25 protein-coding genes and 1 pseudogene are annotated in these 25,587 nt (G+C 70.8%); 11 read left to right on the top strand and 15 right to left on the bottom strand.

Annotated features, from left to right (window positions below):
* Window positions 1-116: 116 nt before the first annotated feature.
* The 7 genes from prcA to arc form a co-directional block, all read right to left on the bottom strand.
* Window positions 117-947 (bottom strand): proteasome subunit alpha, encoded by an 831-nt coding sequence (prcA, locus tag ACGFIQ_RS34185; protein WP_393250139.1) that lies wholly within the window; start codon window positions 945-947, stop codon window positions 117-119.
* Between the two features lie 61 nt (window positions 948-1,008).
* Window positions 1,009-1,848, bottom strand: a complete 840-nt coding sequence (gene prcB, locus ACGFIQ_RS34180; RefSeq protein WP_393250137.1) for a proteasome subunit beta — start codon at window positions 1,846-1,848, stop codon at window positions 1,009-1,011.
* Entirely contained in the window at window positions 1,767-2,030 is a 264-nt protein-coding gene (locus ACGFIQ_RS34175; RefSeq protein WP_393250219.1) for an endonuclease VII domain-containing protein, read from the bottom strand. The genes prcB and ACGFIQ_RS34175 overlap by 82 nt, the downstream gene beginning before the upstream one ends.
* A 220-nt stretch (window positions 2,031-2,250) precedes the next feature.
* Complete coding sequence (locus tag ACGFIQ_RS34170; protein WP_030332902.1) at window positions 2,251-2,466, bottom strand: ubiquitin-like protein Pup; 216 nt, start codon at window positions 2,464-2,466, stop codon at window positions 2,251-2,253.
* Window positions 2,467-2,570: 104 nt separating this feature from the next.
* A complete protein-coding gene (dop, locus tag ACGFIQ_RS34165) occupies window positions 2,571-4,088 on the bottom strand; it encodes a depupylase/deamidase Dop (RefSeq protein WP_393250135.1) in 1,518 nt (505 codons plus the stop codon).
* A 122-nt stretch (window positions 4,089-4,210) separates the two neighbouring features.
* Entirely contained in the window at window positions 4,211-6,175 is a 1,965-nt protein-coding gene (locus ACGFIQ_RS34160) for a hypothetical protein (protein WP_393250133.1), read from the bottom strand.
* A 203-nt stretch (window positions 6,176-6,378) separates the two neighbouring features.
* The gene (arc, locus tag ACGFIQ_RS34155; RefSeq protein ID WP_393250131.1) at window positions 6,379-8,163 is read right to left on the bottom strand and encodes a proteasome ATPase; all 1,785 of its coding nucleotides are present in this window, start codon (window positions 8,161-8,163) and stop codon (window positions 6,379-6,381) included.
* Between the two features lie 178 nt (window positions 8,164-8,341).
* Between arc and ACGFIQ_RS34150 the strand changes: the two genes are divergently transcribed.
* Entirely contained in the window at window positions 8,342-8,635 is a 294-nt protein-coding gene (locus tag ACGFIQ_RS34150) for a ferredoxin (protein WP_393250129.1), read from the top strand.
* 52 nt (window positions 8,636-8,687) lie between these two features.
* On the opposite strand, the gene ACGFIQ_RS34145 is transcribed toward ACGFIQ_RS34150, so the two are convergent.
* The 3 genes from ACGFIQ_RS34145 to ACGFIQ_RS34135 are packed head-to-tail and all read right to left on the bottom strand — an operon-like array spanning window position 8,688 to window position 11,459.
* Window positions 8,688-9,260, bottom strand: a complete 573-nt coding sequence (locus tag ACGFIQ_RS34145) for a hypothetical protein (protein WP_357074003.1) — start codon at window positions 9,258-9,260, stop codon at window positions 8,688-8,690.
* Between the two features lie 46 nt (window positions 9,261-9,306).
* Window positions 9,307-10,308, bottom strand: a complete 1,002-nt coding sequence (locus ACGFIQ_RS34140; RefSeq protein ID WP_393250127.1) for a tRNA (adenine-N1)-methyltransferase — start codon at window positions 10,306-10,308, stop codon at window positions 9,307-9,309.
* Window positions 10,305-11,459, bottom strand: a complete 1,155-nt coding sequence (locus ACGFIQ_RS34135) for a M50 family metallopeptidase (RefSeq protein WP_393250125.1) — start codon at window positions 11,457-11,459, stop codon at window positions 10,305-10,307. Before ACGFIQ_RS34135 ends, ACGFIQ_RS34140 begins: the two co-directional genes overlap by 4 nt.
* Window positions 11,460-11,536: 77 nt before the next feature.
* Here ACGFIQ_RS34135 and ACGFIQ_RS34130 point away from each other — a divergent pair, with 77 nt between their 5' ends.
* The 4 genes from ACGFIQ_RS34130 (at window position 11,537) to ACGFIQ_RS34115 (ending at window position 17,108) form a co-directional block, all read left to right on the top strand.
* Complete coding sequence (locus tag ACGFIQ_RS34130) at window positions 11,537-12,451, top strand: PD-(D/E)XK nuclease family protein (protein ID WP_357074009.1); 915 nt, start codon at window positions 11,537-11,539, stop codon at window positions 12,449-12,451.
* 292 nt (window positions 12,452-12,743) lie between these two features.
* Window positions 12,744-13,430: a response regulator gene (locus ACGFIQ_RS34125; protein WP_393250123.1), complete on the top strand. Its 687-nt coding sequence runs from the start codon at window positions 12,744-12,746 to the stop codon at window positions 13,428-13,430.
* 355 nt (window positions 13,431-13,785) lie between these two features.
* Window positions 13,786-14,553 (top strand): ABC transporter ATP-binding protein, encoded by a 768-nt coding sequence (locus ACGFIQ_RS34120; protein ID WP_357074016.1) that lies wholly within the window; start codon window positions 13,786-13,788, stop codon window positions 14,551-14,553.
* Window positions 14,553-17,108: an ABC transporter permease gene (locus tag ACGFIQ_RS34115; protein WP_393250121.1), complete on the top strand. Its 2,556-nt coding sequence runs from the start codon at window positions 14,553-14,555 to the stop codon at window positions 17,106-17,108. Before ACGFIQ_RS34120 ends, ACGFIQ_RS34115 begins: the two co-directional genes overlap by 1 nt.
* 116 nt (window positions 17,109-17,224) lie before the next feature.
* On the opposite strand, the pseudogene ACGFIQ_RS34110 reads toward ACGFIQ_RS34115, so the two are convergent.
* Together ACGFIQ_RS34110 and ACGFIQ_RS34105 are read right to left on the bottom strand one after the other, a co-directional pair.
* Window positions 17,225-17,664, bottom strand: a pseudogene (locus ACGFIQ_RS34110) (transposase family protein); the annotation flags it as partial.
* 84 nt (window positions 17,665-17,748) lie between these two features.
* Window positions 17,749-18,672 (bottom strand): SDR family NAD(P)-dependent oxidoreductase, encoded by a 924-nt coding sequence (locus ACGFIQ_RS34105; protein ID WP_393250119.1) that lies wholly within the window; start codon window positions 18,670-18,672, stop codon window positions 17,749-17,751.
* A gap of 128 nt (window positions 18,673-18,800) precedes the next feature.
* Between ACGFIQ_RS34105 and ACGFIQ_RS34100 the strand changes: the two genes are divergently transcribed.
* Window positions 18,801-19,448 (top strand): TetR/AcrR family transcriptional regulator, encoded by a 648-nt coding sequence (locus tag ACGFIQ_RS34100; protein ID WP_393250117.1) that lies wholly within the window; start codon window positions 18,801-18,803, stop codon window positions 19,446-19,448.
* A gap of 72 nt (window positions 19,449-19,520) precedes the next feature.
* Here ACGFIQ_RS34100 and ACGFIQ_RS34095 read toward each other — a convergent pair whose 3' ends face one another.
* Both ACGFIQ_RS34095 and ACGFIQ_RS34090 read right to left on the bottom strand, forming a co-directional pair.
* Window positions 19,521-20,171, bottom strand: coding sequence for an HAD family hydrolase (locus tag ACGFIQ_RS34095; protein ID WP_393250217.1), 651 nt, complete (start codon window positions 20,169-20,171; stop codon window positions 19,521-19,523).
* Window positions 20,172-20,291: 120 nt separating this feature from the next.
* A complete protein-coding gene (locus tag ACGFIQ_RS34090; protein WP_393250115.1) occupies window positions 20,292-21,035 on the bottom strand; it encodes a neutral zinc metallopeptidase in 744 nt (247 codons plus the stop codon).
* 162 nt (window positions 21,036-21,197) lie between these two features.
* On the opposite strand from ACGFIQ_RS34090, the gene ACGFIQ_RS34085 reads away from it, so the two are divergent.
* From ACGFIQ_RS34085 to ACGFIQ_RS34075, 3 genes are all read left to right on the top strand, one after another.
* Window positions 21,198-21,563 carry a hypothetical protein gene (locus tag ACGFIQ_RS34085; protein WP_393250113.1) on the top strand — a complete coding sequence of 122 codons (366 nt, stop codon included), beginning with the start codon at window positions 21,198-21,200 and terminating at the stop codon, window positions 21,561-21,563.
* Between the two features lie 201 nt (window positions 21,564-21,764).
* The gene (locus tag ACGFIQ_RS34080; RefSeq protein WP_393250215.1) at window positions 21,765-22,157 is read left to right on the top strand and encodes a YciI family protein; all 393 of its coding nucleotides are present in this window, start codon (window positions 21,765-21,767) and stop codon (window positions 22,155-22,157) included.
* Between the two features lie 2 nt (window positions 22,158-22,159).
* Complete coding sequence (locus ACGFIQ_RS34075; protein ID WP_393250111.1) at window positions 22,160-23,416, top strand: RNA polymerase sigma factor; 1,257 nt, start codon at window positions 22,160-22,162, stop codon at window positions 23,414-23,416.
* Window positions 23,417-23,431: 15 nt separating this feature from the next.
* Here the strand turns inward: ACGFIQ_RS34075 and ACGFIQ_RS34070 are convergent, their stop codons facing one another.
* On the bottom strand, window positions 23,432-24,532 hold the full coding sequence (locus ACGFIQ_RS34070; protein WP_393250213.1) for a calcium:proton antiporter: 1,101 nt from the start codon (window positions 24,530-24,532) through the stop codon (window positions 23,432-23,434).
* Between the two features lie 90 nt (window positions 24,533-24,622).
* Here ACGFIQ_RS34070 and ACGFIQ_RS34065 point away from each other — a divergent pair, with 90 nt between their 5' ends.
* Window positions 24,623-24,985: a metalloregulator ArsR/SmtB family transcription factor gene (locus tag ACGFIQ_RS34065; protein ID WP_393250109.1), complete on the top strand. Its 363-nt coding sequence runs from the start codon at window positions 24,623-24,625 to the stop codon at window positions 24,983-24,985.
* Window positions 24,982-25,497 (top strand): SRPBCC family protein, encoded by a 516-nt coding sequence (locus ACGFIQ_RS34060; protein WP_393250107.1) that lies wholly within the window; start codon window positions 24,982-24,984, stop codon window positions 25,495-25,497. The genes ACGFIQ_RS34065 and ACGFIQ_RS34060 overlap by 4 nt, the downstream gene beginning before the upstream one ends.
* The last annotated feature ends 90 nt before the right edge of the window (window positions 25,498-25,587 follow it).

The following is a 25,587-nucleotide window of genomic DNA, read 5'->3' as shown; positions in this document are numbered from 1 at the left end:
CCGAGCACCCAGGTCACTCCGACCTGCGGTGCTCGGAGCGTCCCGGCCGCAGCCCGGTGCCGAACATGCCGCGGCGGGCGGCCATGACACCCAGCCGCCCGCCGCATCGACAGCTGCTACTTGCCGTCCGCCGGCTTGTCCTCCAGGTCGGCGGACGCCGCCGACGTCGTCGGCTTGTGCGACTCCGTGGTGGGCTGCGCCGGAGTGTCCGGCCCACCCGCCTCCGCCGGCTGCTCGCCGTCGGACACGTCGCCGTCCAACAACGCGGTCAGCGCCGCACCGGTGATCCGGCGGAACGTACGCCCCACGCGGTGGCGGTCCAACACCGCCACCTCCAACTGGTTGGCGGCGATCGTCCGGGCGGCACCGCCCTCACCACCAACCGTGCTCAACGCCTGCACCGCAACCCGGGCCGCCTCGCCGAGAGACATGTCCGCGCGGTGCTGCGACTTCAACACCCCGGTGATCGCTTCGGCCTGGCCACCCATGGCCATCCGCCCCGGCTCGTCGTTGACCGAGCCGTCGTACGTCAGCCGGTACAACTCGTCGTCCTCCGCGCTCGCCCCGACCTCCGCCACGCAGATCTCCACCTCGAACGGCTTCGACTGCTCGGTGAAGATCGCACCCAGCGTCTGCGCGAACGCGTTGGCCAAGGCCCGCCCGGTGACGTCACGCCGGTCGTAGCTGAGCCCGTTCAGGTCGGCCATCCGCACACCGGCACGACGCAGATTCTCGAACTCGTTGTACCGACCGACCGCGGCGAAGCCGATCCGGTCGTAGATCTCGCTGACCTTGTGCAGGGCGCTGGAGAGGTTCTCCGCGACGAAGAGCACCCCGCCGGAATAGCTGAGGACCACCGCGCTGCGACCCCGAGCGATGCCCTTGCGGGCCAACTCGGAGCGGTCGCGCATGATCTGTTCGGGCGAGGCGTAGAACTGCATGGCCACGGCGGCGGTTCTCCTTACGGCGCGGTGCTGACGACTGCTGACTGGTGGGGGTGGACGGGGCTCACCCGCCCGGGTTCTCCATCCGACTGGCGACCACGCCCTCGGCGATCGCCGCCGTCTCGGCGTCGGTCAACCGGCGGGTGCCCTCGGCGGTAGCGGTCATCACCACCGGATAGATCCGACGGGTCAGGTCCGGTCCGCCGGTCGCGGTGTCGTCGTCCGCCGCGTCGTAGAGCGCCTCGACCGCGAGGCGGGTGGCGTCATCGACCGACACACCGCTGCGGAAACGCTTCTTCAGCGCCGACTTCGCGAAGAGCGAGCCGGAACCGATGGCGTCGTAGCCGGTCTCCTCGTACGGACCGCCGGTCACGTCGAAACTGAAGATCCGACCGGCCTTCGCCGGGTCGGCGGCCGCCAGGTCGAACCCGGCGAACAACGGCACCACGGCCAGACCCTGCATGGCCGCACCCAGGTTGCCGCGAATCATCGACGCCAACCGGTTGGCCTTGCCGTCGAGCGAGAGCATCGCGCCCTCGATCTTCTCGTAGTGCTCCAACTCCACCTGGAACAGTCGCATCAGCTCGATCCCGATGCCCGCCGTGCCGGCGATCCCCACCAGGGAGTACGCGTCGGCCGGGTGCACCTTCTCGATGTCGCGCTGGGCGATCAGGTTGCCCATGGTGGCCCGCCGGTCGCCGGCCATCACGACGCCACCGGCGGCCGAGATGGCCACGATGGTGGTCGCGTGCGGCGCCAGGTCCGCTGCCATGCCCGGCGGCAACGCCCGCCGGCCGGGCAGCATCTCGGGGGCCACCCGACTCAGGAACGTCGTGAAGGAGGACGTCCCCGCGTTGGTGAACACATCTGGTAGACGCCCGGATGGATCAAAGCCCGCTGCCACGTGGTTCCTCTCAGATACGTGATTGCCCTGGCCAGCCTCATGGGACTGTCACGGAACTGGCCAAGACCACCGTTGCAGTTGAAGCAGAGTATCCCGCGCACCCATCCGGTGCGATGATCGTGGTCCAGATGTTGCGGGTCGGCACCGCCGCAGATCGCGCAGACCCCGCCCTGCTCGGCCAGGAGCTCCTGAAACTCCTTCTCCCCAATGCCGTACCGCCGCCGCAGGTGGTACTCGCGTGTGCCGCCGTGCAGCCGAATCTTGCCCTCCTTGCCCTTCTCGTTGTGGCAAGGCTTGCAGTATCGGCCGTGTCCCCCACGACCGGAGCGGTATCTCGACAGCGGCGATGGCCGTCTCGGTCAGCTGAGAGACGAGGCATGTCCGATTTGACCAGTATTGCCCCTATTGCCCCCCTTTTTGTACGTAGCCCCTGACGAACTCCTCTGCGTTTTCTTCGAGGACGGAGTCGATCTCGTCGAGGAGGTCGTCGACGTCCTCGGTGATCTCGGCGTGCCGCTCGGCCACCTCAGGGTTGGCCTCGGTGGTGACGTCCTCGATTTCCTCGCCCTGACGGGACTTGCCGGACTGCGACTGGCCGCCGCTGTCATGAGTGGCCACTGCTGCCTCCTCCACGATCGTCTGCGATGAACTTACCTCGCGCGGGCGACGAAAAGCCCGCCGCGCGCCGGCTTACGGCACGCGACGGGCATAAGGACGTGCGTTCAGCCGCCGGTCAACGTCTCCAGCAGATCCTTGGCGCTGGCGCAACGGTCGAACAGCGCTCCCACGTGCGCGCGCGTGCCGCGCTCCGGCTCCATCATCGGCACCCGGACCAGCGACTCCCGGCCCACGTCGAAGATCACCGAGTCCCAGCTCGCGGCGACGACCTCGGAGGCGTACTGGGCCAGGCAGCGGCCCCGGAAGTAGGCCCGGGTGTCCTCCGGCGGCTCGGTCATCGCGGTGCGCGTCTCGTCGTCGGTGAGCAGCGTCTTCATCGCCTTCCGGGTGACCAGGCGGTGGTAGAGGCCCTTCTCCGGCCGGACGTCGGAATACTGTAGGTCGACGAGTTGGAGCTTGTGCGCGCCCCAGCCGAGCTTCTCCCGCTCGCGGTAACCCTCGAGCAGCCGCAGCTTGGCCACCCAGTCCAGCTCGTCGACGCAGAGCATCGGGTCGCGGCCGAGCCGGTCCAGAACGCTTTCCCAGCGGTCGAGCACGTCGACGGTCTGCTCGTCGGCGTCGGTGCCGTAGCGGTCGTCGACAAAGGACCGGGCCCGTTCCAGGTACGCCCATTGCAGGTCCAGTGCGGTGAGCCGACGACCGTCGCGCAGTCGCATGAGGTGCGACAGGCCGGGGTCGTGGCTGACCGCGCGCAACTCGCTGACCGGGTCGGCGATGCCGAGGTCGGCGCCGAGCGCCTTCTCCTCGATCATGTTGAGGATCAGCGCGGTGGTGCCGACCTTGAGGTAGGTGGAGATTTCGGAGAGGTTGGCGTCGCCGATGATCACGTGCAGCCGACGGTATTTGTCGGCGTCGGCGTGTGGCTCGTCGCGGGTGTTGATGATCGGCCGCTTGAGTGTGGTCTCCAGTCCCACCTCGACCTCGAAGAAGTCGGCGCGCTGCGAGATCTGGAAGCCGCTCTGCCCGCCGTCCTGGCCGATGCCGACCCGGCCGGCGCCGCAGACGATCTGGCGGGTGACGAAGAACGGCGTCAGGTACGCCACGATGTCGGCGAACGGGGTCTGCCGGCGCATCAGGTAGTTTTCGTGGGCGCCGTAGCTGGCGCCCTTGTTGTCGGTGTTGTTCTTGTAGAGGTGGATCGGCTGGCTGCCCGGGATGGTGGCGGCGCGGCGGGACGCCTCGGCCATCACCCGCTCGCCGGCCTTGTCCCACCGCACGATGTCGCGCGGGGTGGTGACCTCCGGGGTGGAGTATTCGGGGTGGGCGTGGTCGACGTAGAGACGTGCACCGTTGGTGAGTATCACGTTGGCCAGGCCGAGATCCTCGTCGGCCAGTGCCTCGGCGGGGTCGTAGGCGGCGCCGGAGTAGGTGAAACCGCGGGCGTCGCGTAGCGGCGACTCTTCCTCGTAGTCCCAGCGGGCTCGACCGCCCCGGTTGAGCTCGGGGCGTGCCCCGTAGGCGTTGACCACCTGTGATGAGGTGACCATCGGGTTGGCTCCGGCCTGTCCGGGCACGGAGATGCCGTACTCGACCTCAGTGCCCATGATCCGTCTTACGCTCATCGACCTACCCGCTTCGCTCGCCCGACCCGGTCCCCCGTCATGTCGAGCGTAGTCCGACTGTTCGGGGACGGGGGGCACGCCGGTGCGGGCGGGTTACGGGTGTCGTCCCGGTGGCGGCGCGCTCAGTACTTGATGATCATCGGCACGGTGGTGACGCGCGACCGCAGTTCGGGGTGTCTGGTGAGCAGACTGTCGACGCGTAGCTGCGCGGCCGGGTCGCTGACCAGCAGCCGGATCGGACCGGACGTCTCGCGCAGCATCTTGCGGGTGCGCGCGGGTTCCTCGAACACGGGCAGGTAAATGGCCTGTTCGGTCTGCGCCGTGCTGGCCTGCAGCGCGGACAGGCAGATCGATTCGGCGTAACCGCGGTAGGCGGTGCGATCCAGCACGACGGTGACGGTGCCCGGCTGGACGGGGTGACGACGGTACGCGGCCGCGCAGACCCGAGCCACCCTCGACGGCTTGTCGACGGTGTGCCGGACCAAGAGCTGGGTCCAGCTCTGCTTGTCGACCACGAGCAGGCTGCCGCGCCAGCCGGTCAGCCCGCAGAGCGTCACGACGGTGAGCACGGCCAGGGCGGCGGCGAGCACGGGTGGGGCGGCGGCGCGGATCCGGTCGCGACGGTCGGCGGCGGACGGCACGGGCAGCAGCCGGACCAGGGCGGCGGTGCCGACGATGAGCAGGCCGGTGGCGAGGTGGGTGCCCTTCATGAAGTAGTAGGCGGGCTGGACGCCGGTGAGGACGTTGACCAAGGCGATGGCGAGGGCGAACCCGACCGCCACCAGCACGGCGGCGAGGTGGCGGCGCCAGGCCCGGTCGGCGCGGCGGGCCTGGATCACGAGGGCGATCAGCACGATCGGGGTGAAGCCGAGCAGCGCACGCCATGCCTCGGCGAGTTCGGGGCCGGCCTTGGCGTCGAGCGCCTCGGTCTGGCTGTCGCCGAGGACGCCGACCAGCAGGGGCAGCGGGGCGAGCAGCGCGGTGACCAGGCCGACGGCGAGCAGCGTCCGGCGGATCTGGAACAGCTCGCGGCGGTGGGCGATGAGCCAGCCGAGGACGAGCAGCCCGGCCGGTGGGAGGAAGAGGTAGTAGGTGAAGCCGATGCCGATGAGCAGGGCGGCCAGCAGCACGAGTTGTTCGCGGTTGCCGGCCAGGGGGCGGACGACCAGGGCGGCCAGCGCGACGGCCAGGGCGAGGCCGAGCACCTCGCTGGGGTAGCCGGCCATCAGCAGGCGGGGCATCTGGCTGCCGAGGACGAGCGCCCCGACGACGATGGTCAGGACGCCGCGGTGCAACGGGTGCAGGGGGCCGGGCAGTCGCTGGGCGGCCCAGAAGAGGGTGAGCGTGAGCAGGCCGAAGGTGGCGAGGCACCACCACCCGTAGTGGGTGAGGCTGCTGACTCCGCTGGGCGTGCCGGTGGCCGAGCGCAGGTGCGTGTCGAGGAGCGCCGTGGTGAGATGCCAGCCCTGCGGATAGCGGGCGAGCAACGAGACGATGTCGTCGCGGGAGCCGGCCGGGTCGAGGAAGGCGTACCCGCCGAGCCGGCCGATGGCGTCGACGAGGGCGACGTGGCGGAAGTTGTCCTCGCCGAGGGTGAGCAGGCTGAGACGCCCGGCGAGGGTGCCGGCGCGCAGCCAGGGCTGGGCGAGATAGCCGACGGTGGCGGCGGTGGCGATGACCGGCAGCACGTCGGTCCAGCTCGGACGCGGCAGGGTGGGACGTCGGCCGGTGGCCGCCGCGATGAGGGTCAGCGCCGTCAGCGCGGTGCCGCTGACCGCGACCGGGTGCAGCCCCCACGGCCAGACCGTGAAGAGCAGTCCGGCGACGGTGGTGGCGCCGACGAGCAGCAGAGCGCCGAGCAGCAGGCGGTCGAGCAGGGTCCGGCCACCGCGCAGCAGGCTGGCCGTGGCCAGCAGCACGAGCGGGGGCAGCAGCCAGGTCAGGTGCAGGGGGTACGCCGCGGCGGGGATCAGCCAGGCTGCCGCGAGTGCGACGAGCAGCGAACGGTAGGTGCGGGCGGGCGGCGGGGTGCCCGGGTCGACCGCAGCGCGTGCCGGCGGGACGGTGACGGTGAGCTCGGACGGCACGCGGATCCTCGGCGGGTCGGTTGAAGGGGGCGCAACAGCGTATCCGGTGCGGTCGAGCGTGTGTGGGGGGCCGGTGTGGGCCGCGGGGGGGGGGGGGGGGGGGGGGGGGGGGGGGGGGGGGGGGGGGGGGCGGGGGGGGGGGGGGGGCGGGGTGGGGGGGGGGGGGGGGGGGGCCGGGCGGGCCCCCGCTGGTCACCGGTTGCTCAGAGGTACTGGCCGGTGTTGCTGGCGGTCTCGATGGACCGCCCGGCCTCGGCGCCCTTGCCGCCGGAGACGAGCGTGCGGATGTAGACGATCCGCTCGCCCTTCTTGCCGGAGATGCGGGCCCAGTCGTCGGGGTTGGTGGTGTTGGGGAGGTCCTCGTTCTCGCGGAACTCGTCGACGCAGGAGTCGAGCAGGTGCTGCAGGCGCAGCCCCTTGCGTCCGGAGGTGAGGAACTCCTTGATGGCCATCTTCTTGGCCCGGTCGACGATGTTCTGGATCATCGCGCCGGAGTTGAAGTCCTTGAAGTAGAGGACTTCCTTGTCACCGTTGGCGTAGGTGACCTCGAGGAAGCGGTTCTCCTCGGTTTCGGAGTACATCCGCAGCACCACGGCGTCGATCATCGCCGCGACGGTGGCCTGGGGGTCGGCCGAGTGCTCGGCCAGGTCGTCCGGGTGCAGGGGCAGCCCGGCGAGGATGTATTTGGAGAAGATGTCCTTGGCCGCCTCGGCGTCCGGTCGCTCGATCTTGATTTTCACGTCGAGCCGACCGGGGCGCAGGATCGCCGGGTCGATCATGTCTTCCCGGTTGGAGGCGCCGATGACGATGACGTTCTCCAGCCCCTCCACGCCGTCGATCTCGCTGAGCAGCTGCGGGACGATGGTGTTCTCCACGTCGGAGGAGACACCGGAGCCACGGGTCCGGAAGATCGAGTCCATCTCGTCGAAGAACACGATCACCGGGGTGCCCTCGCCGGCCTTCTCCCGTGCACGCTGGAAGATCAGCCGGATGTGCCGCTCGGTCTCGCCGACGTACTTGTTGAGCAGCTCGGGGCCCTTGATGTTGAGGAAGAAGCTGGTGTGCTTCTCCTTGCCCTGCCGTTCGGCGATCTTCTTGGCCAGCGAGTTGGCCACCGCCTTGGCGATGAGCGTCTTGCCACAGCCGGGCGGGCCGTAGAGCAGGATGCCCTTGGGCGGGCGGAGCTGGTGCTCACGGAACAGGTCCGCGTGCAGGAACGGCAGCTCCACCGCGTCGCGGATCTGCTCGATCTGCGACTGGAGGCCACCGATGTCGCCGTAGTCGACGTCGGGCACCTCCTCCAGGACCAGCTCCTCGACCTCGCTCTTCGGGATCCGCTCGTACGCGTACGCCGAGCGGGGCTCGATCATGAGCGAGTCGCCGGCTCGGATCGCCGAGCCGATGAGCGTCTCGGCGAGGTGCACGATGCGCTCCTCGTCGGAGTGGGAGACCACCAGCGCCCGGTCGCCCGGGCCGCCGTTCGGCCCCTCCAGGATCTCCTTGAGCATCACGACCTCACCGACCCGCTCGTAACCGAACGCGTCGACGATGTTGAGCGCGTCGTTGAGCAGGACCTCCTGGCCGCGCCGCAGGTCACCCACGTCGAGCGAGGGTGAGACCGCGACCCGTAGTTTGCGACCGCCGGTGAAGACGTCCACCGAGCCGTCGTCGTGCTTGGCCAGGAAGACACCGTAACCACTCGGCGGTTGCGCGAGCCGGTCGATCTCTTCCTTGAGCGTCACGATCTGCGTGCGAGCCTCCTTGAGGGTGCTCACCAGCCGGTCGTTGTTCTCGGTCAGCCGCGCCAACTGTGCCTGGGTGGCCGCCAGCCGCTCTTCGAGCTGCCGGACGTGTCGGGGGCTTTCGGTCAACTTACGACGCACCAGAGCGAGTTCCTCCTGCAGGAACGCGACCTGCGTGGAGAGATCGTGGGCTTCCTTCTCCCACCGTGCGGCGCGCGAGTCCGCGTCGTCGCTGCGTGCTGCCACGTCCCACCTCCCCGGGGGGCTTGAACGTTCTGCCCTAACACTAGCCGCTATGAGGCCGATTCGGTCCCACGCAACACCCTCGTCACCGAACCTTGATCGCCAAGGGTGGCCTGACGGGCCGTTACTGGCGTTCGGGTACCGTCGAAGCGTAGGACGGGAGAACATGGGGGGTGCGCCGGTGACCGAGGTCGCGACCGATCAGCTGCAGGTCTGGGTGGACCAGGATCTGTGCACGGGCGATGGGCTCTGCGTGCAGTACGCGCCGGAGGTTTTCGAGTTCGACATCGACGGCCTGGCGTATGTCAAGGGTGCCGACGGTGAGCTGCGGACGACGCCGGGCAGCCGCGTCGACGTGCCCGAGCACCTGCGACTCGAGGTGATCGACTCGGCGAAGGAGTGCCCGGGCGACTGCATCCACGTGGTGCGCGGCGACGGTGTCGAGGTCGCCGGTCCGGACGCCGAGGACGACTGAGCCACCCACCGGCCGGGCCACGTGGCCCGGCCGGGTCCGGATGGGGTACGCCTCAGAGCATCGGTCGGCCGACCACCGAGGCGACCAGCCGCGCGAATTCCTCCAACCGGGCGATCTGCCCGGCCCCGCCGTCGTCGAGGGTCTTGCCGAAGCGCAGCGCGTCGTGTCGTGGTGTGCCGACCATCTCCTCGCTCGGCGGCGCCTCGTCCAGTGAGGTGAGCAGCAGGTAGACGTCGATGCTGTCGACCCGGATCTCGCCGTTCTCGGAACGGTTGAGCCGCCGCCGGCAGCCGACCTCGGTGACGGTGGAGACCGGCACGACCCGCAACGACGACGTCATCGAGCCCGGTGGGCCCTCCTCCGGCGGCACGTCCTCGCCGTGCCACAGGATCAGCCGGCTGCCGTCGCAGACGACGACCTCCTGCCACACACCGTTGACCTCGTTGACGAAGCGTTCCAGGGTGAAGCCGAGCACCGACGCGCCGCGCAGCACGCCACCCAGAGCCTCCAGTGCGACGTCCGGGTCGCGCAGGTAGGCCCGCGCCGCCGATTCCAGATCCTGGTAGGGCGACCAGTCGGGAAAGACCGCGGGGAGGTCACCGCCGCCGTAGCCCGGTCGGCTCATGCCAGCGCCTCCCCCTGCTCGACGGTGCCGGCAGCCAGCTCGATGGTCACGGCCTGCCCATCTCCCCCGTACCGTTGGACTGGGCGTCCGCGGCCACGGCGGCGGCGGCCTGTCGGGCCGCCTCCGCCGCGCGCAGGTCCTGGCGGCGCTGCGCGTACGCCTCGGTGCCCTTGCTGGGCTTGCGGCGGCGCGGCGGCGCGGTGACCCCGGGGGCCAGTTTGCGCGCGGACACCAGGAACGCGGTGTGCGCGATCATCCGGTGGTCCGGCCGGACGGCGAGGCCCTCGGCGTGCCAGTCGCGCACCAGCGACTCCCAGGCGCGCGGCTCGGTCCAGCCGCCGCGCTCGCGCAGCGCCTCCACCAGCTCGGACAGCTGCGGTGTGGTGGCGACGTAGCCGATGAACACCCCGCCGGGGACCAGCGCCCGCTCGACCATGTCGAGAGTTTCCCAGGGGGTCAGCATGTCCAGGATGATCCGGTCGAAGCCGGTCTCCTCACACGTGGCGACGTCACCCACGTGCAGGTGCCACGACGGGTGTGGCCCGTTGAAGAACGCCTCGACGTTGCGCTTGGCGATCTGGGCGAAGTCGTCGCGCAGCTCGAAGGAGTGCAGCTCGCCCTCGGTGCCGACGGCCCGCAGCAGGGAGCAGCTCAGCGCGCCGGAGCCGGCGCCGGCTTCGAGGACCTTCGCGCCGGGGAAGATGTCACCCATGGCGACGATCTGCGCCGAGTCCTTCGGGTAGATCACCTGGGCGCCGCGCGGCATGGACAGCACATAGTCCGACAGGAGTGGCCGCAGGGCGAGGAACGCGGTGCCGCCACCGGCGGTGGTCACCACGCTGCCGTCGGGGAGCCCGATCAGCGTGTCGTGCGCCAGGATGCCGCGGTGGGTGTGGAACTCCTTGCCGGGCTCCAGCGTCACGGTGTGCATCCGCCCCTTGGGGTCGGTCAGCTGGACCCGGTCGCCGGGCCGGAACGGCCCACGGTGCACGGGTGTCAGCGCCGGGGTGGTGGGGTCGGCTCCGACGGTGGAGGGAGTTGCGGTCACGGTGTCATCTTCCGGTTGGGTTCGAGGAGCTGTGCCAGGTCCGCGATGTGCAGAATGCCGACGACATCTTCGCCTGACGTCACCACGTACTGCGCGCCCGGGTGGGCCTGTACGGCCTCCATCACCCGCTCGCCGTCCAGGCCGACCGGCAGCGCGGGAAGTGCGCCCAGCGCGTGGGCGACGGAGTCCACCGCCAACCACGGTCGGCGGTCGACGGGCACCGCGTCGGCGGCGGCCGGGTCGACGAGCGCCACCGGCCGGCCGGTGGAGTCGGTGACCAGCAGGGCCGCGGTGGGCTGCCCACCTTCGGCGCGTCGGCGCTGGGCCTCGGCCAGGGGCGTACCGGTGGCCACCGGCCAGACCGGGCGGGCCAGCCGGGACAGGTCGATCAGCGGGAACCGGCGGCTGACGCGGGCGGCCCGGATCGCCTGCCCGGCGCCGCGCCAGAGGGTGATGGCGACCAGCAGCATCAGCGGCAGCGCGAGCGGCGCCAGGTAGTCGGCCACGGTGAGCAGCCCGACCAGGGCGGCGGTGCCGACCGCGACGACCCGGCCGGCCCAGCCGGCGACCTCGGTGCCGAGGTGCCGGTCGTGGGTCAGCCCCCACACCGCGGCGCGCAGCGCCCGGCCGCCGTCGAGGGGCAGCCCGGGCAGGCTGTTGAACAGGGCGACGATGACGTTGCTGACGGCGAGTTGGAAGGCGAGTTGGTGCGCCACCGTCCGTTCGGGCAGGGCGAGGGTGGCGACGACCGCGAGGACGCCGAGCACCGCGGAGACCGCCGGGCCGGCCAGCGAGACCAGCAGGTCGACGCGGGGCGACGGGGCGTCCCGGTCCATCTCGGTGTAGCCGCCGAGCAGTTCCAGGGTGATTCCGCGCACACCGATGCCGTAGCGCCGGGCGGTGAGGGCGTGGCCCAGCTCGTGCAGGAGCACCGAGCCGAGCAGCGACACGACGAACCCGAAGCCGATCAGGTAGCCGCTGATCTGCGGCAGGTCCAGCTGCCGGCGGGCGAACTCGGCGTACAGCACGGCGATGAGCACCGCGAGCAGGACCATGGAGCCGTTGAGGTGCAGCGGCACCCCGAACACGCGGCCGACGTTCAGGCCGAGGCGCCGATCGGGTCGGCGCGGCGGCCGGGGGGTCTGCTCCATCGCCACGATGCTACGGACCGTCGCCGCGCGGGGCGGGCGGCGGTCGGTGTCACACCGGTGCCCTAACCTTTGCGGACATGACGGCGGAACCGGTCACCACCTCCCAGCCCTCCTCTCCGGCGCAGGCGCCGCCGACGGTGCGGGCCTCGCTGTCGCCGTCGCGGGCGGCGGATTTCAAGACCTGCCCACTGCTCTACCGGTTCCGCAGCATCGACCGGCTGCCCGAGCGCACCACGATCGAGCAGGCCCGGGGCACGCTTGTGCACGCGGTGCTGGAGCGCCTGTTCGACCTGCCCGCGCAGGGCCGCACACCGGCGGCGGCCGGCGATCTGGTGGCCCCCCAGTGGGACCGGCTGGTCACCGAGCAGCCGGAGCTGGCCGCGATCTTCGACGGGGCGGAGCCGGCCGGTCCGGTGGAGTTCCTCCGCTCGGCGGCGGGGCTGTTGGAGGGCTACTTCGCCGTGGAGGACCCGACCCGGCTGGAGCCGGCCGAACGGGAGAGCCTGATCTCGGCGGTGGTCGACGAGGAGTTGCTGATCCGGGGCTATCTCGACCGGCTCGACGTCGCTCCGGACGGTGCGCTGCGGGTGGTCGACTACAAGACCGGGGGCGCGCCACGGGAGGCGTTCGAGGCGCGGGCACTGTTCCAGCTGAAGTTCTACGCGCTGGTGTTGTGGCGCACCCGGGGGGTGGTGCCCCGGGTGCTGCGACTGCTCTACCTGCGCGACGCCGAGGTGTTGGACTACACGCCGGACGCCGACGAGTTGCTCCGCTTCGAGCGCACGGTGGTGGCGTTGTGGCGGGCGATCGAGCAGGCCACCGCCCGGCAGGATTTCCGCCCCCGGCCGAGCCGGCTCTGCGACTGGTGCAGCCACCAGGCGCTGTGCCCGAGTTTCGGCGGCACCCCACCGCCGTTTCCGGTCGCCGCGGCGACCGCCGATCCGCTGCGCGACGCCCGGTCCGCCCCGGTGGTGCCCGGCGCCGACGAGTGAGCGCCTCGCGGCGGGCCGCCTGTGCCCGCCGCACCGTGTCCGGCCGGCCGCCGACCGCGCCCCGCCGCGTGGCACCACGCCCCGCCGACCAGGCCCCCGCCGCGTGGCACCACACCCCCGCCGACCGCGCCCCGCCGCGTGGCACCACGCCCCGCCGGCCGGCCCGATCGAAGCGGTGCCGCGTCGGTGGGGACACCGCGGCGGGGTGGCCTCTACCGTGGTCCGCGACGCACCGTCCGGCGTACGCGAGGATGAGCGGTGCGGGCACGGCGTCGGCGGAACGGGAGACGAGATGACGGATCGGGGGGCCTCGGCGCGGCCGGTACGAATCCTGCTCGCCGACGACCAACCGCTGCTGCGCACCGGTTTCCGGATGGTGTTGGGGGCCGAGGGTGACCTGGACGTGGTCGCCGAGGCCGGCGACGGTGTGGAGGCGGTGGAGCTGTCCCGGCGGCTGCTGCCCGACGTCGTGCTGATGGACATCCGGATGCCCCGCATGGACGGGGTGGCGGCGACCCGGGCGATCGTCGACGCCCGGTTGCCGGTGCGGGTGCTGGTGCTCACCACGTTCGACCTGGACGAGTACGTGGTGGGGGCGCTGCGCGCGGGTGCCAGCGGGTTCCTGGCCAAGGACGTGCCCGCCGAGGAGCTGATCGCGGCGATCCGCACGGTGGCCGGCGGGGACGCGGTGGTCGCGCCACGGATCCTGCGGCGGCTGCTGGAGCGCTTCGCCGACCTGCTGCCCGACCCGGCGGCGACGCCCTCGCCGGTGCTCGGCACGCTGACCGACCGGGAACGCGAGGTGCTGGTGCAGGTGGCACGGGGGTTGTCCAACGCCGAGATCGCGGCGGTGCTGTCGGTCAGCGAGACCACCGTGAAGACCCACGTCGGGCGCCTGCTGACGAAGCTGCGACTGCGGGACCGGGTGCAGGCCGTGGTGCTGGCGTACGAGTCGGGTCTGATCCGCCCACGGGCGTAGCCGTCGTACGGCGACTACCCCACCGGGCGTACTCGGGAATCCCTCCGTGGGGGGACGGCCTCGTTGCCGTCGTCACCTACCGTGACCGGAGACGGCTCGGCCCTGTTGACCCTCCTGTGACGTGAGGGGGCAGAGTCGGGTTCGGCGGCTTCGCCGGTCGTGGGAAAGGGGTCGACCGGTCGTCGGGTCAGGGGCAACCCTGAGCCGACATCGGGGGCCACCCGCAGCGGGAAATCCGCACCGGGTCCCCCCGTGGGCGGACGGAACGGGCGTGATCAGCGCCGAAGATGGAACAGTCACGCCGGACCATCGGGGGGCGGCGTGAACATACGGACAGACGGAAGAGGTAGATGACGTGACCGCGACGGTAGGCCAGCAGGCGCAGGCCGCGGCCCGGGCGAACGACGTGTGGAAGGTGTACGGCAGCGGCGAGGCTCAGGTCATCGCGCTACGGGGGGTCAGCGCCGAGTTCGAACGTGGCCGGTTCACCGCGATCATGGGGCCGTCCGGTTCGGGTAAGTCGACGCTGATGCACTGCCTCGCCGGCCTGGACTCGGTGACCCGGGGGACGGTGGCGATCGGTGAGACGACAGTCACCGGGCTGGGCGACGCGGGGCTGACGAAGCTGCGCCGCGACAAGGTGGGCTTCATCTTCCAGCAGTTCAACCTGCTGCCCACGCTGACCGCCAAGGAGAACATCCTGCTGCCGCTCTCGATCGCCGGGCGCAAGCCGGACCCGACCTGGTACGACACGGTGATCACCACGGTCGGTCTGAAGGACCGGCTGGACCACCGGCCGGCTCAGCTCTCCGGCGGGCAGCAGCAGCGCGTGGCGTGCGCGCGGGCGCTGGTCTCCCGCCCCGAGGTGATCTTCGCGGACGAGCCGACCGGCAACCTGGACTCGCGCTCCGGCGCGGAGGTGCTCAACTTCCTGCGCAACTCGGTCCGCGAGCACGGCCAGACGATCGTGATGGTCACCCACGACCCGACCGCCGCGGCGTACGCCGACCGGGTGGTCTTCCTCGCCGACGGGCAGATCGTCTCGGAGCTGATCGAGCCGACCGCCGAGACGGTGTTGGACACCATGAAGAAGCTGGACACTCCGGCCGAGGTGGGCAACTGATGTTCCGCGCGACAATGAAGAGTCTGCTGGCCCGCAAGGTCCGGCTGATCCTGTCCGGTCTGGCGGTGGTGCTCGGGGTGATGTTCGTCTCCGGTGCCTTCGTGTTGACCGACACGCTGGGTCGCTCGTTCGACTCGGTCTTCGCCGACGGCTTCTCCGAGATCGACGTGAACGTCGCGGCGAAGCCGAAGGTGGAGCTCAGCGAGATGGAGGGCGAGCAGACCAACGCCCCGCTGCCCGCCGCCGTGGTGGAACGGGTCAAGCAGGCGCCGGGGGTGGCGTCGGCGACCGGCATCGTCAACGCCGACGGCGCCCGCGTGATCGGCAGCAACGGCAAGGTGGTCACCTCGTTCGGCCCGCCGCAGTTGGGCGAGAACTGGATCGGCGAGACCGAGCTGATGCAGTTGCGGGAGGGACGCGCGCCGCAGGCCGAGGACGAGATCGTGCTCAACAAGGCGTTGGCCACGACGGCGAAGGTGCAGGTGGGCCAGAAGGTCGGCGTGCTCACCGCGTTCGAGTCGAAGAAGCGCGACTTCACCCTGGTCGGCATCATGGGCTACAGCGGCGACCGGGACTCGATCGGCGGGGTCAACGAGGTCTTCTTCACCACGCCGGTGGCGCAGCGGCTGATGCTCGGCCAGCCGGACACGTTCAGCAGCATCACCGTCAACGCCGTCGGCGGGGTCTCCGACGAGAAGCTGCGCGACGACGTGGCTCGCACCCTGGGCCCGGACTTCGAGGTGAAGACCGGCAAGCAGCTGGCCGCGGACGCGTCGGCCAGCCTGAAGGAGGGGCTGTCCTTCTTCAACAAGATCCTGCTCGGCTTCGCGGCGGTGGCGTTGCTCGTCGGCACGTTCCTGATCCTCAACACCTTCTCGATCATCGTCGCGCAACGCACCCGGGAGTTGGCGCTGATGCGCGCCATCGGGGCCAGCGGCCGGCAGATCATCGGCTCGGTGGTGTTGGAGGCCATCGCGGTGGGCCTGATCGCCTCGGTGCTCGGCCTCGCCGCCGGCATCGGGGTGGGGGCGCTGCTGGCGTTCCTGTTCGGCAAGTTCGCCGGTGGCCTGGCCCTGGCCGGGGTCGGCGTGCCGGCGGCCGCGGTGATCGGCTCGTTCGCGGTCGGTCTGGTCATCACCGTGGTGGCGGCCCTGCTGCCGGCGCTGCGGGCATCGCGGATCCCGCCGATCGCGGCCATGCAGGACGTGGCCACGCCGGACCGGCCGTTGACCAAGGTCACCGTGGCCGGGTCGCTGGTCACCGCCATCGGCGCGGTGCTGCTCTTCCTCGGGCTCAGCGGCAATGCCCGCGGCAGCACCCTGCCGACCATCCTGGGTGGGGTGCTGTTCGCCTTCATCGGTGTGGCGCTGCTGACCCCGTTGATCAGCCGGCCGGTGGTGAGCCTGCTCGGTGCGATCTTCTCCTGGTCGGTGCCGGGCAAGCTGGGCCGGCTCAACTCCGGGCGCAACCCGCGCCGCACGGCGATCACCGCCGCCGCGCTGATGGTCGGCATCGCGCTGGTCACCGGCGTCACGGTGATCCTCGACTCGGCCAAGGGCAGCATCAGCGCGCTCGCCCAGGACACCATCAAGGCCGAGTTGGTGATCTCCGGTCAGCAGGGTGGTCCGCGTCCGCCGAGCTTCGACCCGGGTGTGCTGGACAAGGCCAAGGCCCTGCCCGGTGTGCAGTTGGTCGACGGCGAGTACGGCGACATGGCGAAGCTCGACGGCAAGAGCACCTGGGTCGCGGCCAGCAGTGACATCACGTCGCTGCGGCAGATCTTCGGGGCGAAGGCCACCGCCGGTGACATCGACCGGCTCGGGCCGACCCAGATGCTGGCCAGTTCCGACACGGCCACCTCGCGTGGCTGGTCGGTGGGTTCGACGGTCACGGTGCAGCTGACCCGCGGTGAGGCCCGCACGTACACCGTCAGCGGCATCTACGAGTCGTCCCAGTTGACCAACCCGGTGACGTTGCCGGTGCAGGCCGCGACGGACTTCACCATCCCGCAGCCCATCCAGGGCTTCATCCAGCTCGCCCCCGGTGCCCGGGTCGCCGACGTGCAGCCCCAGGTGGAGACGCTGCTGGCGGACAGTCCCGAGGTGTCGGTGGCGGACCGGGACGCGTTCATCAAGCAGCAGACCGGTCAGCTCGACGGGCTGCTCACGATGATCCAGATCCTGCTGGCCCTGGCCATCGTGATCGCCGTACTCGGCATCATCAACACCCTGGCGCTCTCGGTGCTGGAGCGGACCCGGGAGTTGGGTCTGTTGCGGGCGATCGGCCTGCGCCGGTCGCAGACCATGGGCATGATCACCGTGGAGGCGGTGGTGATCTCCGTGTTCGGCGCGCTGCTGGGCGTGGCGGTCGGCACCGGCCTCGGTGCCGCCGTGGTCGAGGCACTCAAGGACGAGGGGATCACCGACCTGATCCTGCCCTGGGGGCAGATGGGCGTCTTCCTCGGCCTGGCCGCGATCATCGGGGTGGTGGCCGCGGTGCTCCCGGCCATCCGTGCGGCTCGGATCAACGTCCTGGGCGCTATCGCCCACGACTGAGCAGGAAGGAAAAGGGGCCTCGGCAGACGCCGGGGCCCCTTTTCCTCGCTAGGCGACGTCTCGTAACTCGATGCAGGCGTTGCTCGCCGCCGGTTTCCGGTCAGCTGGACAGAGCGATGTTGTGCAGGTGGGCGATCGTTGCGATGCCTGGCGTTACAGTCCTGCTTCCACTCGGGCAACTCGCTGCCGTCACGGGCTTGCGGTACGGCATGATCACTTCGAGGTTCCCGCGGTAGCCGCCGTCGGCCATCACCTCGCGACCGGCGAGTTGGGTGTTGATGCCGCTGCTGCGGTACACGATCGTGTCGTTGCGGTTGCCGGGTTGCGGGTCGCCCAAGGCGATGACGAGGCGGGTGTTCGCGTCGATCGCCACCAGCAGGTTGGTCGAGTAGCGGTAGTTCTTGCTCTGCGCGGCGAGCCGGTGATCCCGGGTCGGGAACAGGGTGCCGTCCACGATCGCGACCTGGTCTTTCGGGCAGTGGCGTACCGGCGCCGACGCGAGTAGCGGCCCGAGGATATCGATCACCCGGTGCACCGCCGAGTGAGAAACCCCGAACCACCTGCACCCATCGATGATCACCCACCGCCCGGCTCGGACCTTCACCGGATTACGGGATATTGCTTACGTCTGGGGTGTCTCTCAGGATGCGACTGAGGAGCGCAGGTCTTCTACGGCCTCCCAAAGCTGTCGTTCACGGTCAGGGTCGTAGGACTCCTTGGACGAGCGCTCCACTCGGGTGCGGTCGATGTAGGAACCGGAAGGTGCCGGGACGCGTCCGAGCGCGACGTCGGCGAGGCGCTGGCCGGCGACTTTCTGGCTCGACGCCATCGGGGTCAGCGTCAAAAGTGGCATGATCCGCCGCCCCACGAACCGGACAGCTGCGCCTGCATCGCGGCTCAGGCCGGTACCGGGCACGAATCCAGGGTTGTAGCCGACAATGTCGACGCCCTGCGGCAGGCGTCGTGCGTACTCGTGGATGAGGTAAATCGCGGCGAGCTTGCTGGTGGAGTAAGCCGTCCCTCCCGCCGTGACAGTGTCGGCCTCCGGGAACGCGCGGATGCGGGCCAGGCCGGCCGGATCCTGCCAGGACGGCGCGGGCATCATTCCCGCGTTGTGGCGGAAGTCGCCGAAGTGCGCGTCGCTGACGGTGAGGACGATCCGTGACGGCACCTCGAATCGATCCTGCAGAAGGCGGAGAAGGACGTGATTGGCGAGCACGTTGACGGCGAATGTCGCCTCGAATCCGTCCGGACTCTCCGTGACGTTGTTCGTGTAAAGCAGGCCGGCGTTGCCGATGAATCCGCGCAGCGGCGGCAGATCTCCTGTATCGAGCCGTCGGATCAGCTCGTCAGCTGCCGCGCGGACGCTGCCCATCGACAACAGGTCCATGGGAATCGATGTCACGGCGCGCCCGTTGCGGCGGAGCTGGGCGGCGAGCTCGTTTCCCGTGGCGCCACGGGCCAGGAGCACGAGGTGCGCCTCAGCGTCGCCGTCGAGGACGCGCTCGACGGCGACGCGGCCGAACCCGCGAGTCGCGCCGGTCATGACGATGGTGCGGGTCACAGGGTTCTCCCCTTGTTGAAGACTCATGGCCGCCTCTAACTATATGGTGTAAATTTACTCTGTATATCGAAGATAACGCCTCCTTGCTGTATCGTCAACCGCACCCTTTACGAGATATAGTGAGCCTCATGTCACCCCGACCCCCGGCCACCGAGCGACTCGATCGCGGCGAGCTCCTGTCCACAGCCCTCGCCATCGCGGATGCGGACGGGCTCGACGCCGTCACACTGCGCCGGGTCGCTGCGGTCTGGAACGTCACTCCCATGGCGCTGTACTGGCACTTCAACAGCAAGGACGCCCTCCTCGACGCGCTGGTCGAGCGGATCCTCGGCGAAATGGAGCTGACCGCCGACAGCGAGCCCGACCTGCCTACGGTGATGGCGGCCCTGCTGCGTGTCCTGCGCGCGCACCCCGCCCTCGCCGAGATCGCACCCCTCCGCTTCATGCGCACGGACGCCGGCATCGATCTGGCCGAGCGGGTCATCGGACTGCTGCGCGCCGAGGGACACTCGCCGGTGGCCGCAGCGCAGCTGAGCATCTTCCTGCTTAACGCGTTGATCGGGTTGGTGATCCGCCAGCCGGGTGAAACCGCCGTCGCCGACCCGGCCCTGCGGGAGTCCCTGCTCAACGCCAAGCGCGCGCGGCTGAAGTCACTCTCCCCGCAGGACTACCCCCACCTGACCGAAACCGCCGACTTCTTCCTCGGACTTCCCGACGAGCAGGAGTACTACCAGCGAGGCCTGACCATGCTCCTCGACGGGGTACGACTCACCTGAACAGGCCAGCACGGTAATCGAGTTACGAGATATCCCTTAGGCCGCGGCGGGCGCCGGGGCCCCGTTCTCTCGCTAGGCCGCGGCGCGGTCGGCCAGCAGCGCCGCGAGCAGCGCCAGGTCCACGCCGGTCAGGCTCTGCACCTGGTGTACGCCGACAGTGGGCGCGAGCGCCACCTCCGCCGGTACGGCCAGCACCGCCGCACCCGAGGCGCGTGCGCTGGCCACCCCGGTCGGCGAGTCCTCGATGGCCACGCACCGCTCGATCGGCACACCCAGCAGGCGGGCCGCGGTCAGGTAGGGCTCGGGATGCGGCTTGGCCGCCACGACCTCGTCGCCCGCGACCACCACGTCGAAGTTGTCCCGGCCCAGGGTGTCCAGGGCGATCTCCACGAGCGCCCGGGGGCTGGAGGTGACGAGCGCGGTGGGGATCTGCGCCGCGCGGACGGCACGCAGCAGCTCGAACGCGCCGGGCTGCCAGGGCAGGCCGCCGCGGAACAACTCCAGGATCCGGGCGTAGATCCACGCTCCGCTGATCTCCGGGTCCCGTTCGGGCTGCCCCAGGTCGTCGTGCAGGAGCCGCATCGACTCCGCCATGCTGGTGCCGATGATCGCCCGGCGGGCGTCCTCGGACAGCTCGCCGCCGTACTCCCGGGCGAGTTCCTCCAACGCGACGTCCCACAGCTTCTCGCTGTCGACAAGCGTGCCGTCCATGTCGAAGAGCACGGCGGCAAGGTGGTGGCTGCTCAGCGGATCCTCCAGGGTCGTGGGCGACACCGGCGATCCTGCCAGGCCAGGGCACCGCCGGTGACCGTGCTGGGCGCCGACGTGATCCGGACAACCCCCTCAGCCCAGGTCGCAGGCCTCCAGCGAACGCTCGTAGCCGCGGAAGAACGAGTCGGTGCGCTGCTGCGCGGTGCCGTGCGAGCCCTCCGCGAACCACGGCTGGTCCGGGTCGTCGCCCACGGCGGCCAGCCCTTCGCGGAACTCGTCCAGGTCACCGTCGGCGAGGGTCAGGGCCTTGGCGCGCACCGAGTCGCCGAGGTACGCGCCGGCCATGCAGTCGGCCTGCAACTCCTGCTGGATGGTGAAGCTGTAGTTGATGCCGAGCCGCACCTGGATGCCGTGGGCGTACTCGTGGCCGAGCAGGTAGAACACGAACGCGTCGCCGACCTGGCGGAACGCCGCCACCGACCAGGCGACGTCGTACGCGATGAAGTCGCCCCGCGAGCAGTAGACGGCGTTGTTGCGGGGCAGCGGCTCGCCCCCGCAGGACACCTCGCCCGCCCGCTGGTACGGGGTGATCCGCCGGATCGGTTGGAACCGCTGCCCGGACTCCTTGAACTGGGCCGCCCAGTACCGTTCGGCGATCGTCTGCGCGTCGGCGACGTCCTGCTTGAACTCGGCGACGCTCGTGGTGCCGTCGGCCCGGGTGGTGGTCGGCTCCGGGGAGCCCGGCGAACGGGCCGGTGCGGGGCGCTCGCCCTCCGGCTCGGCCAGCCCGCCTCCCGCGCAGGCGAGCGACAGCAGGGCGGCGGTCAGCAGGGCCGCCACCGGGCCCCGGGCGTCGCGTCCTGACCGTGTGCCCACTGTGCCTCCCAGACATCCGTGCTCGCGCTACGCAGTACCCCGACGATACGACCGCCACGCCCGTCGTCGGTTGCACGGGCACGGGCACGGGCACCGGATGGTTCACGTGCCGTGCGACCAGAATGAGACGAGGGCGGGTGTGGCCGCCCAGCGAGGAGGGTCGTGGTGCACGAGTTGGGCAGCCGCCTTCGCCGTCAGCCGGCCCCGCCCCACGTCGTGTGGCGTTCGCTGCGCGACCCGTACGAGGTCGGTAGCCGGCCCTGGCTGGAACTGCGTGACGACGAGGTGCCGCCGAGGGTGCTGGCCGGCTACGCCCCCGTACTGCTGATCTGGTCGTCGCTGTGGCCGCACCGGCCGCTGGACCGGGTCCGTTTCGACCTGGCCGCCCACCCACCCGGCCCGGAGTGCGCGCTGCGGTGGACGCTCACCACCGACGGGGAGGTGCCGAGCGAGAGCACACTCGGGTACCTGCGGCACCGGCTCAACTACCTGATCAATGACCGGCTCCGCCGCTCCTACGGCCAGTGAACCGTCAGCCGCCGGCCTCCCCACCTCTCCCCTGTTGATCATGGAGTTATTGCCTCCGGTGTCGGCGTGTCGGAGCTATAACCTCATGATCAACGGATCGAATCGGTGGGGTGGTGTCTGGTGGTGGGGGTTGGGCTTCGACGTTTCTGGTGAGCGGTGCCGCGGCGGCACCAGAGACAGGAGGGAGCACCCGTGAAGTACATGATTTTGCTCTACGGTTCGCAGCAGGACTACGACGTGTTGTCGGGGCGGGCTTCCGACCGGCCGGCGATGTCGGCCGAGCAGATCGCGGCGATGCACAAGCACATGGAGACGTTCCACCAGGCGCTGGCCGAGTCCGGGGAGTTGGTGGACGCCCAGGGCCTGACCGAGCCCGTGCACGCGCGCCGGGTGCAGGTACGCGAGGGCGCACCCGTGGTCACCGACGGCCCGTACCCGGAGACGCAGGAGGTCCTGGCGGGTTACACGATCGTGGAGTGCGCCAGCTTCGACCGGGCCACCGAGATCGCCGCCGGACTTGTCGACCCCACCGCGCCCGACGGGTACGTGGACGTGCGGCCGGTGCTGGAGGGCATCGAGGACCTGGCCGGCTGACCATGCCGCCGACACGCGTCGAGGACCTGCTGCGCGAGCTGGCGCCGCAGGTCCTCGGCGCGCTGGTACGTCGCTACGGGCACTTCGACACCGCTGAGGACGCGGTGCAGGAGGCGCTGATCGCGGCGGTGAGCGGGTGGCCGCGCGACGGCGTACCGGACAACCCACGCGGCTGGTTGATCACCGTCGCGTCCCGCCGGCTGACCGACCTGTTGCGCTCCGAACAGGCCCGGATGCGGCGGGAGGACACGGTGGCACGGTGGGTGCTGCCGGAGCAGTGGCGGGCTCCGGCGGCCGACCATTCGCCGGCGGACGCGGACGACACGCTCATCCTGCTCTTCCTGTGCTGCCACCCGGCGCTGTCGCCGGCGTCGCAGATCGCGCTCACGCTGCGCGCCGTGGGCGGGCTGAGCACCGCCGAGGTGGCGCGTGCGTTCCTGGTGCCGGAGGCGACGATGACCCGGCGGATCAGCCGGGGCAAGCAACGGATCCGTGACAGTGGACTGCGGTTCGCGCCGCCGACCGGCCCGGAGCGCGCCGACCGGCTCGCCGCCGTGCTGCACGTGCTCTACCTGATCTTCACGGAGGGGTATGCCCGCACGGCCGGTCCCGGGTTGCTGCGCGCTGACCTGACCACCGAGGCGATCCGGTTGACCCGCCTGGTGCACCGGCTGCTGCCCGAGGATCCCGAGGTCACCGGGCTGCTCGCGTTGATGCTGCTCACCGATGCGCGGGCTCCGGCGCGGCTCGGCCCGCACGGCGAGTTGGTGCCGATGGCCGAGCAGGACCGGAGCAGGTGGCGGGCCGACCAGATCGCCGAGGGGGTCGAGCTGATCACCGGGGCGCTGCCGCGCGGGGTCGTCGGGGCGTACCAGGTGCAGGCGGCCATCGCGGCACTGCACGACGAGGCGCCCAGTGCGCGGGAGACCGACTGGGCACAGATCACCGCCCTGTACGAGGTGCTGCTGGGCATCTCCGACAACCCGGTGGTGGCGCTCAACCACGCGGTGGCGGTGGCGATGAGTCGGGGCACGTCGGCAGGGTTGGCGCTGCTCGCCGACCTGGCCGACGACGCGCGGCTGGCCGACGACCCCCGCCTGCCGGCCGCCCGCGCGCACCTGTGGGAGCTGGAGGGTGAGCGGGTCGCGGCGCGCGAGGCGTACCGGAGGGCGGCGGCGCGCTCGACGAACCTGGCGCAGCAGCGCTACCTGAACGCCCGCGCGGACCGCCTCGCGGGCGACCCGCCGCCTGCCGGCTGAGCCGGCGGCGGACGGTCAGGGACTCGCGGCCAGGAAGACGAACGCGGCCAGCAACACCAGGTGTACGCCACCCTGCAGCACGTTGGCCCGGCCCGGCACGACGGTCAGCACCGCGGTGACCGCGGTCAGCGCGAGCAGGGCGAGTTGGGTGCCGCCGAGGCCCAGCAGGAGGGGGCCGTCCAGCCAGATCGAGGCGATCGCGATGGCCGGGATGGTCAGGCCGATGCTGGCCATCGCGGAGCCGAGCGCGAGGTTCAGGCTGATCTGTACGCGGTCGCGGCGCGCGGCGCGGGCGGCGGCGAGGGTCTCCGGCAGCAGCACCAGCAGGGCGATGATCACACCGACGAAGGCGTGCGGCAGGTTCGCGGCCGCCACGCCGGCCTCGATGGTCGGCGAGACGGTCTTGGCGTCACCCACCACGGCGATCAACGCCACCAGCAGCAGCCCCAGGCTGATCAGTGCCGCGCGGGTCGTCGGCGGTTTGGCGTGCTCCTCGGCGTCGATCACCCGCCCCTGGCTGTCGACCGGCAGGAAGTAGTCACGGTGCCGGCCGGTCTGCACCAGCACGAACAGCCCGTACAGGGCCAGCGACGCGACGGCGGCGAAGGTGAGTTGGGCCGGGCTGAACTCCGGGCCGGGCCGGGCCGTGGTGAAGGTCGGGATGACCAGGCTCAGCGTGGCCAGGGTGATCACGGTGGCCAGCGCGCCACCGGTGCCCTCCGGGTTGAACACGGCGACGCGCCGGCGTAGTGCCCCGAGCAGCAGGGACAGGCCGAGGATGCCGTTGCAGGTGATCATGACGGCGGCGAAGACGGTGTCGCGGGCGAGTGACTGGGTCTTCTCCGGCCCGCTGATCATCAGTGTGACGATGAGGGCGACCTCGATCACGGTGACCGCGACGGCGAGCACCAGCGACCCGTACGGCTCCCCCACCCGGTGGGCGACCACCTCCGCGTGGTGCACGGCCGCCAGCACCGCACCTCCCAGCAGCACCGCGACCACCGCGATGATCGGCCCGGGCAGGTCCCGCCCCCAGGTGGCGAGCAGCACCAGCACGGCGAGCACGGGTACGGCAACGGTCCAGTCGGTCATCCGGGAGCGAAGCAGGGTGGCCATGCCGTACAGGGTGCCAGGCCAGCTGATCATGTGCCCATCATCGACGCAGGCGGGTCGGCAAACCCGTAACCTATGGGTTACGCTTCCGGTGTGGACGAGGTGGCCACCGCAATCGCGGACCCGGTGCGACGGCACATCCTGACCATGCTGCGCGACGAACCCCTCTCCGCCGGCGACATCGCCCAACGCTTCACGATCAGCCGACCCGCGATCAGCCGCCACCTGCGGGTCCTGCGCGAGAGCGGGCTGGTCCGCGACGAGTTGGTCGGCCGGCAGCGGATCTACCGCCTCGACCCCGGCCCACTCGCCCCGCTTGCCGACTGGCTCGCCGGGCTCGCCGGCGCCGACCGGTGGGAGCGGCACCTCGACGCGCTGGAGACCGAGATCTATCGCACCCGCCGAGAGCGCCGCGGCAGCGGCCCGGCGGAGCATCGAAGGGAGCACACCGCATGACCCGTACGCCCGCCGGACGCCTGTTCCGCACCGCCACCGGCCACGATCTCGTCCTCACCCGGACCTTCCGCGCCCCGGCGGCGGACGTCTGGGCCAGCCTGACCGAGTCGGAGCGCACGGCCCGCTGGTTCGGCCCGTGGGAGGGCGACGCCGCGCCCGGACGGACCATCCGGCTCCAGATGGCGTACGAGGAGGAGCAGCCCTGGTCTGACGTCCACATCGACGCGTGCGAGCCACAGCGACGCCTGGCCGTGTCGCTGATCGACAGCTACGGCACCTGGCGGCTGGAACTGGTGCTGACCGAGACCGACGGCACGACCGAGCTGCGGTTCGTCCAGCACCTGACGAGCCTGGAGGGCGTCGCGGAGGTCGGCGCCGGCTGGGAGTACTACCTGGACCTGCTCGTCGCCTCCCGGGACGGCTCACCCCGGCCCGAGTTCGACGAGTACCACCCCGCCATGCAGCCCTACTATCAGGCCCTGGCCGCCGAAGAAGCCGCGCCGCACGCCTAGGGCCTGTGTCAAAGCCCCTGGCCGGCCTGCGGCGGGCCCAGACGACGACCGGCCGCGTTGGAGATTGGCCCGGATACAACACCGGTATCC

It is taken from the genome of Micromonospora sp. NPDC048898, assembly GCF_043198035.1.
Taxonomy (GTDB): Bacteria; Actinomycetota; Actinomycetes; order Mycobacteriales; family Micromonosporaceae; genus Micromonospora.
Note: the sequence above shows the minus strand (reverse complement) of the source record. Positions and strands in the feature narration are given on the sequence as shown.

Coding starts and splice junctions, on each gene's coding strand:
- dop (WP_393250135.1), bottom strand. CDS start 4,088: ATGAGCGTAAGACGGATCATGGGCACTGAGGTCGAGTACGGCATCTCC.
- ACGFIQ_RS34145 (WP_357074003.1), bottom strand. CDS start 9,260: ATGAGCCGACCGGGCTACGGCGGCGGTGACCTCCCCGCGGTCTTTCCC.
- ACGFIQ_RS34135 (WP_393250125.1), bottom strand. CDS start 11,459: ATGGAGCAGACCCCCCGGCCGCCGCGCCGACCCGATCGGCGCCTCGGC.
- ACGFIQ_RS34130 (WP_357074009.1), top strand. CDS start 11,537: ATGACGGCGGAACCGGTCACCACCTCCCAGCCCTCCTCTCCGGCGCAG.
- ACGFIQ_RS34125 (WP_393250123.1), top strand. CDS start 12,744: ATGACGGATCGGGGGGCCTCGGCGCGGCCGGTACGAATCCTGCTCGCC.
- ACGFIQ_RS34115 (WP_393250121.1), top strand. CDS start 14,553: ATGTTCCGCGCGACAATGAAGAGTCTGCTGGCCCGCAAGGTCCGGCTG.
- ACGFIQ_RS34100 (WP_393250117.1), top strand. CDS start 18,801: ATGTCACCCCGACCCCCGGCCACCGAGCGACTCGATCGCGGCGAGCTC.
- ACGFIQ_RS34080 (WP_393250215.1), top strand. CDS start 21,765: ATGATTTTGCTCTACGGTTCGCAGCAGGACTACGACGTGTTGTCGGGG.
- ACGFIQ_RS34075 (WP_393250111.1), top strand. CDS start 22,160: ATGCCGCCGACACGCGTCGAGGACCTGCTGCGCGAGCTGGCGCCGCAG.
- ACGFIQ_RS34070 (WP_393250213.1), bottom strand. CDS start 24,532: ATGGCCACCCTGCTTCGCTCCCGGATGACCGACTGGACCGTTGCCGTA.
- ACGFIQ_RS34060 (WP_393250107.1), top strand. CDS start 24,982: ATGACCCGTACGCCCGCCGGACGCCTGTTCCGCACCGCCACCGGCCAC.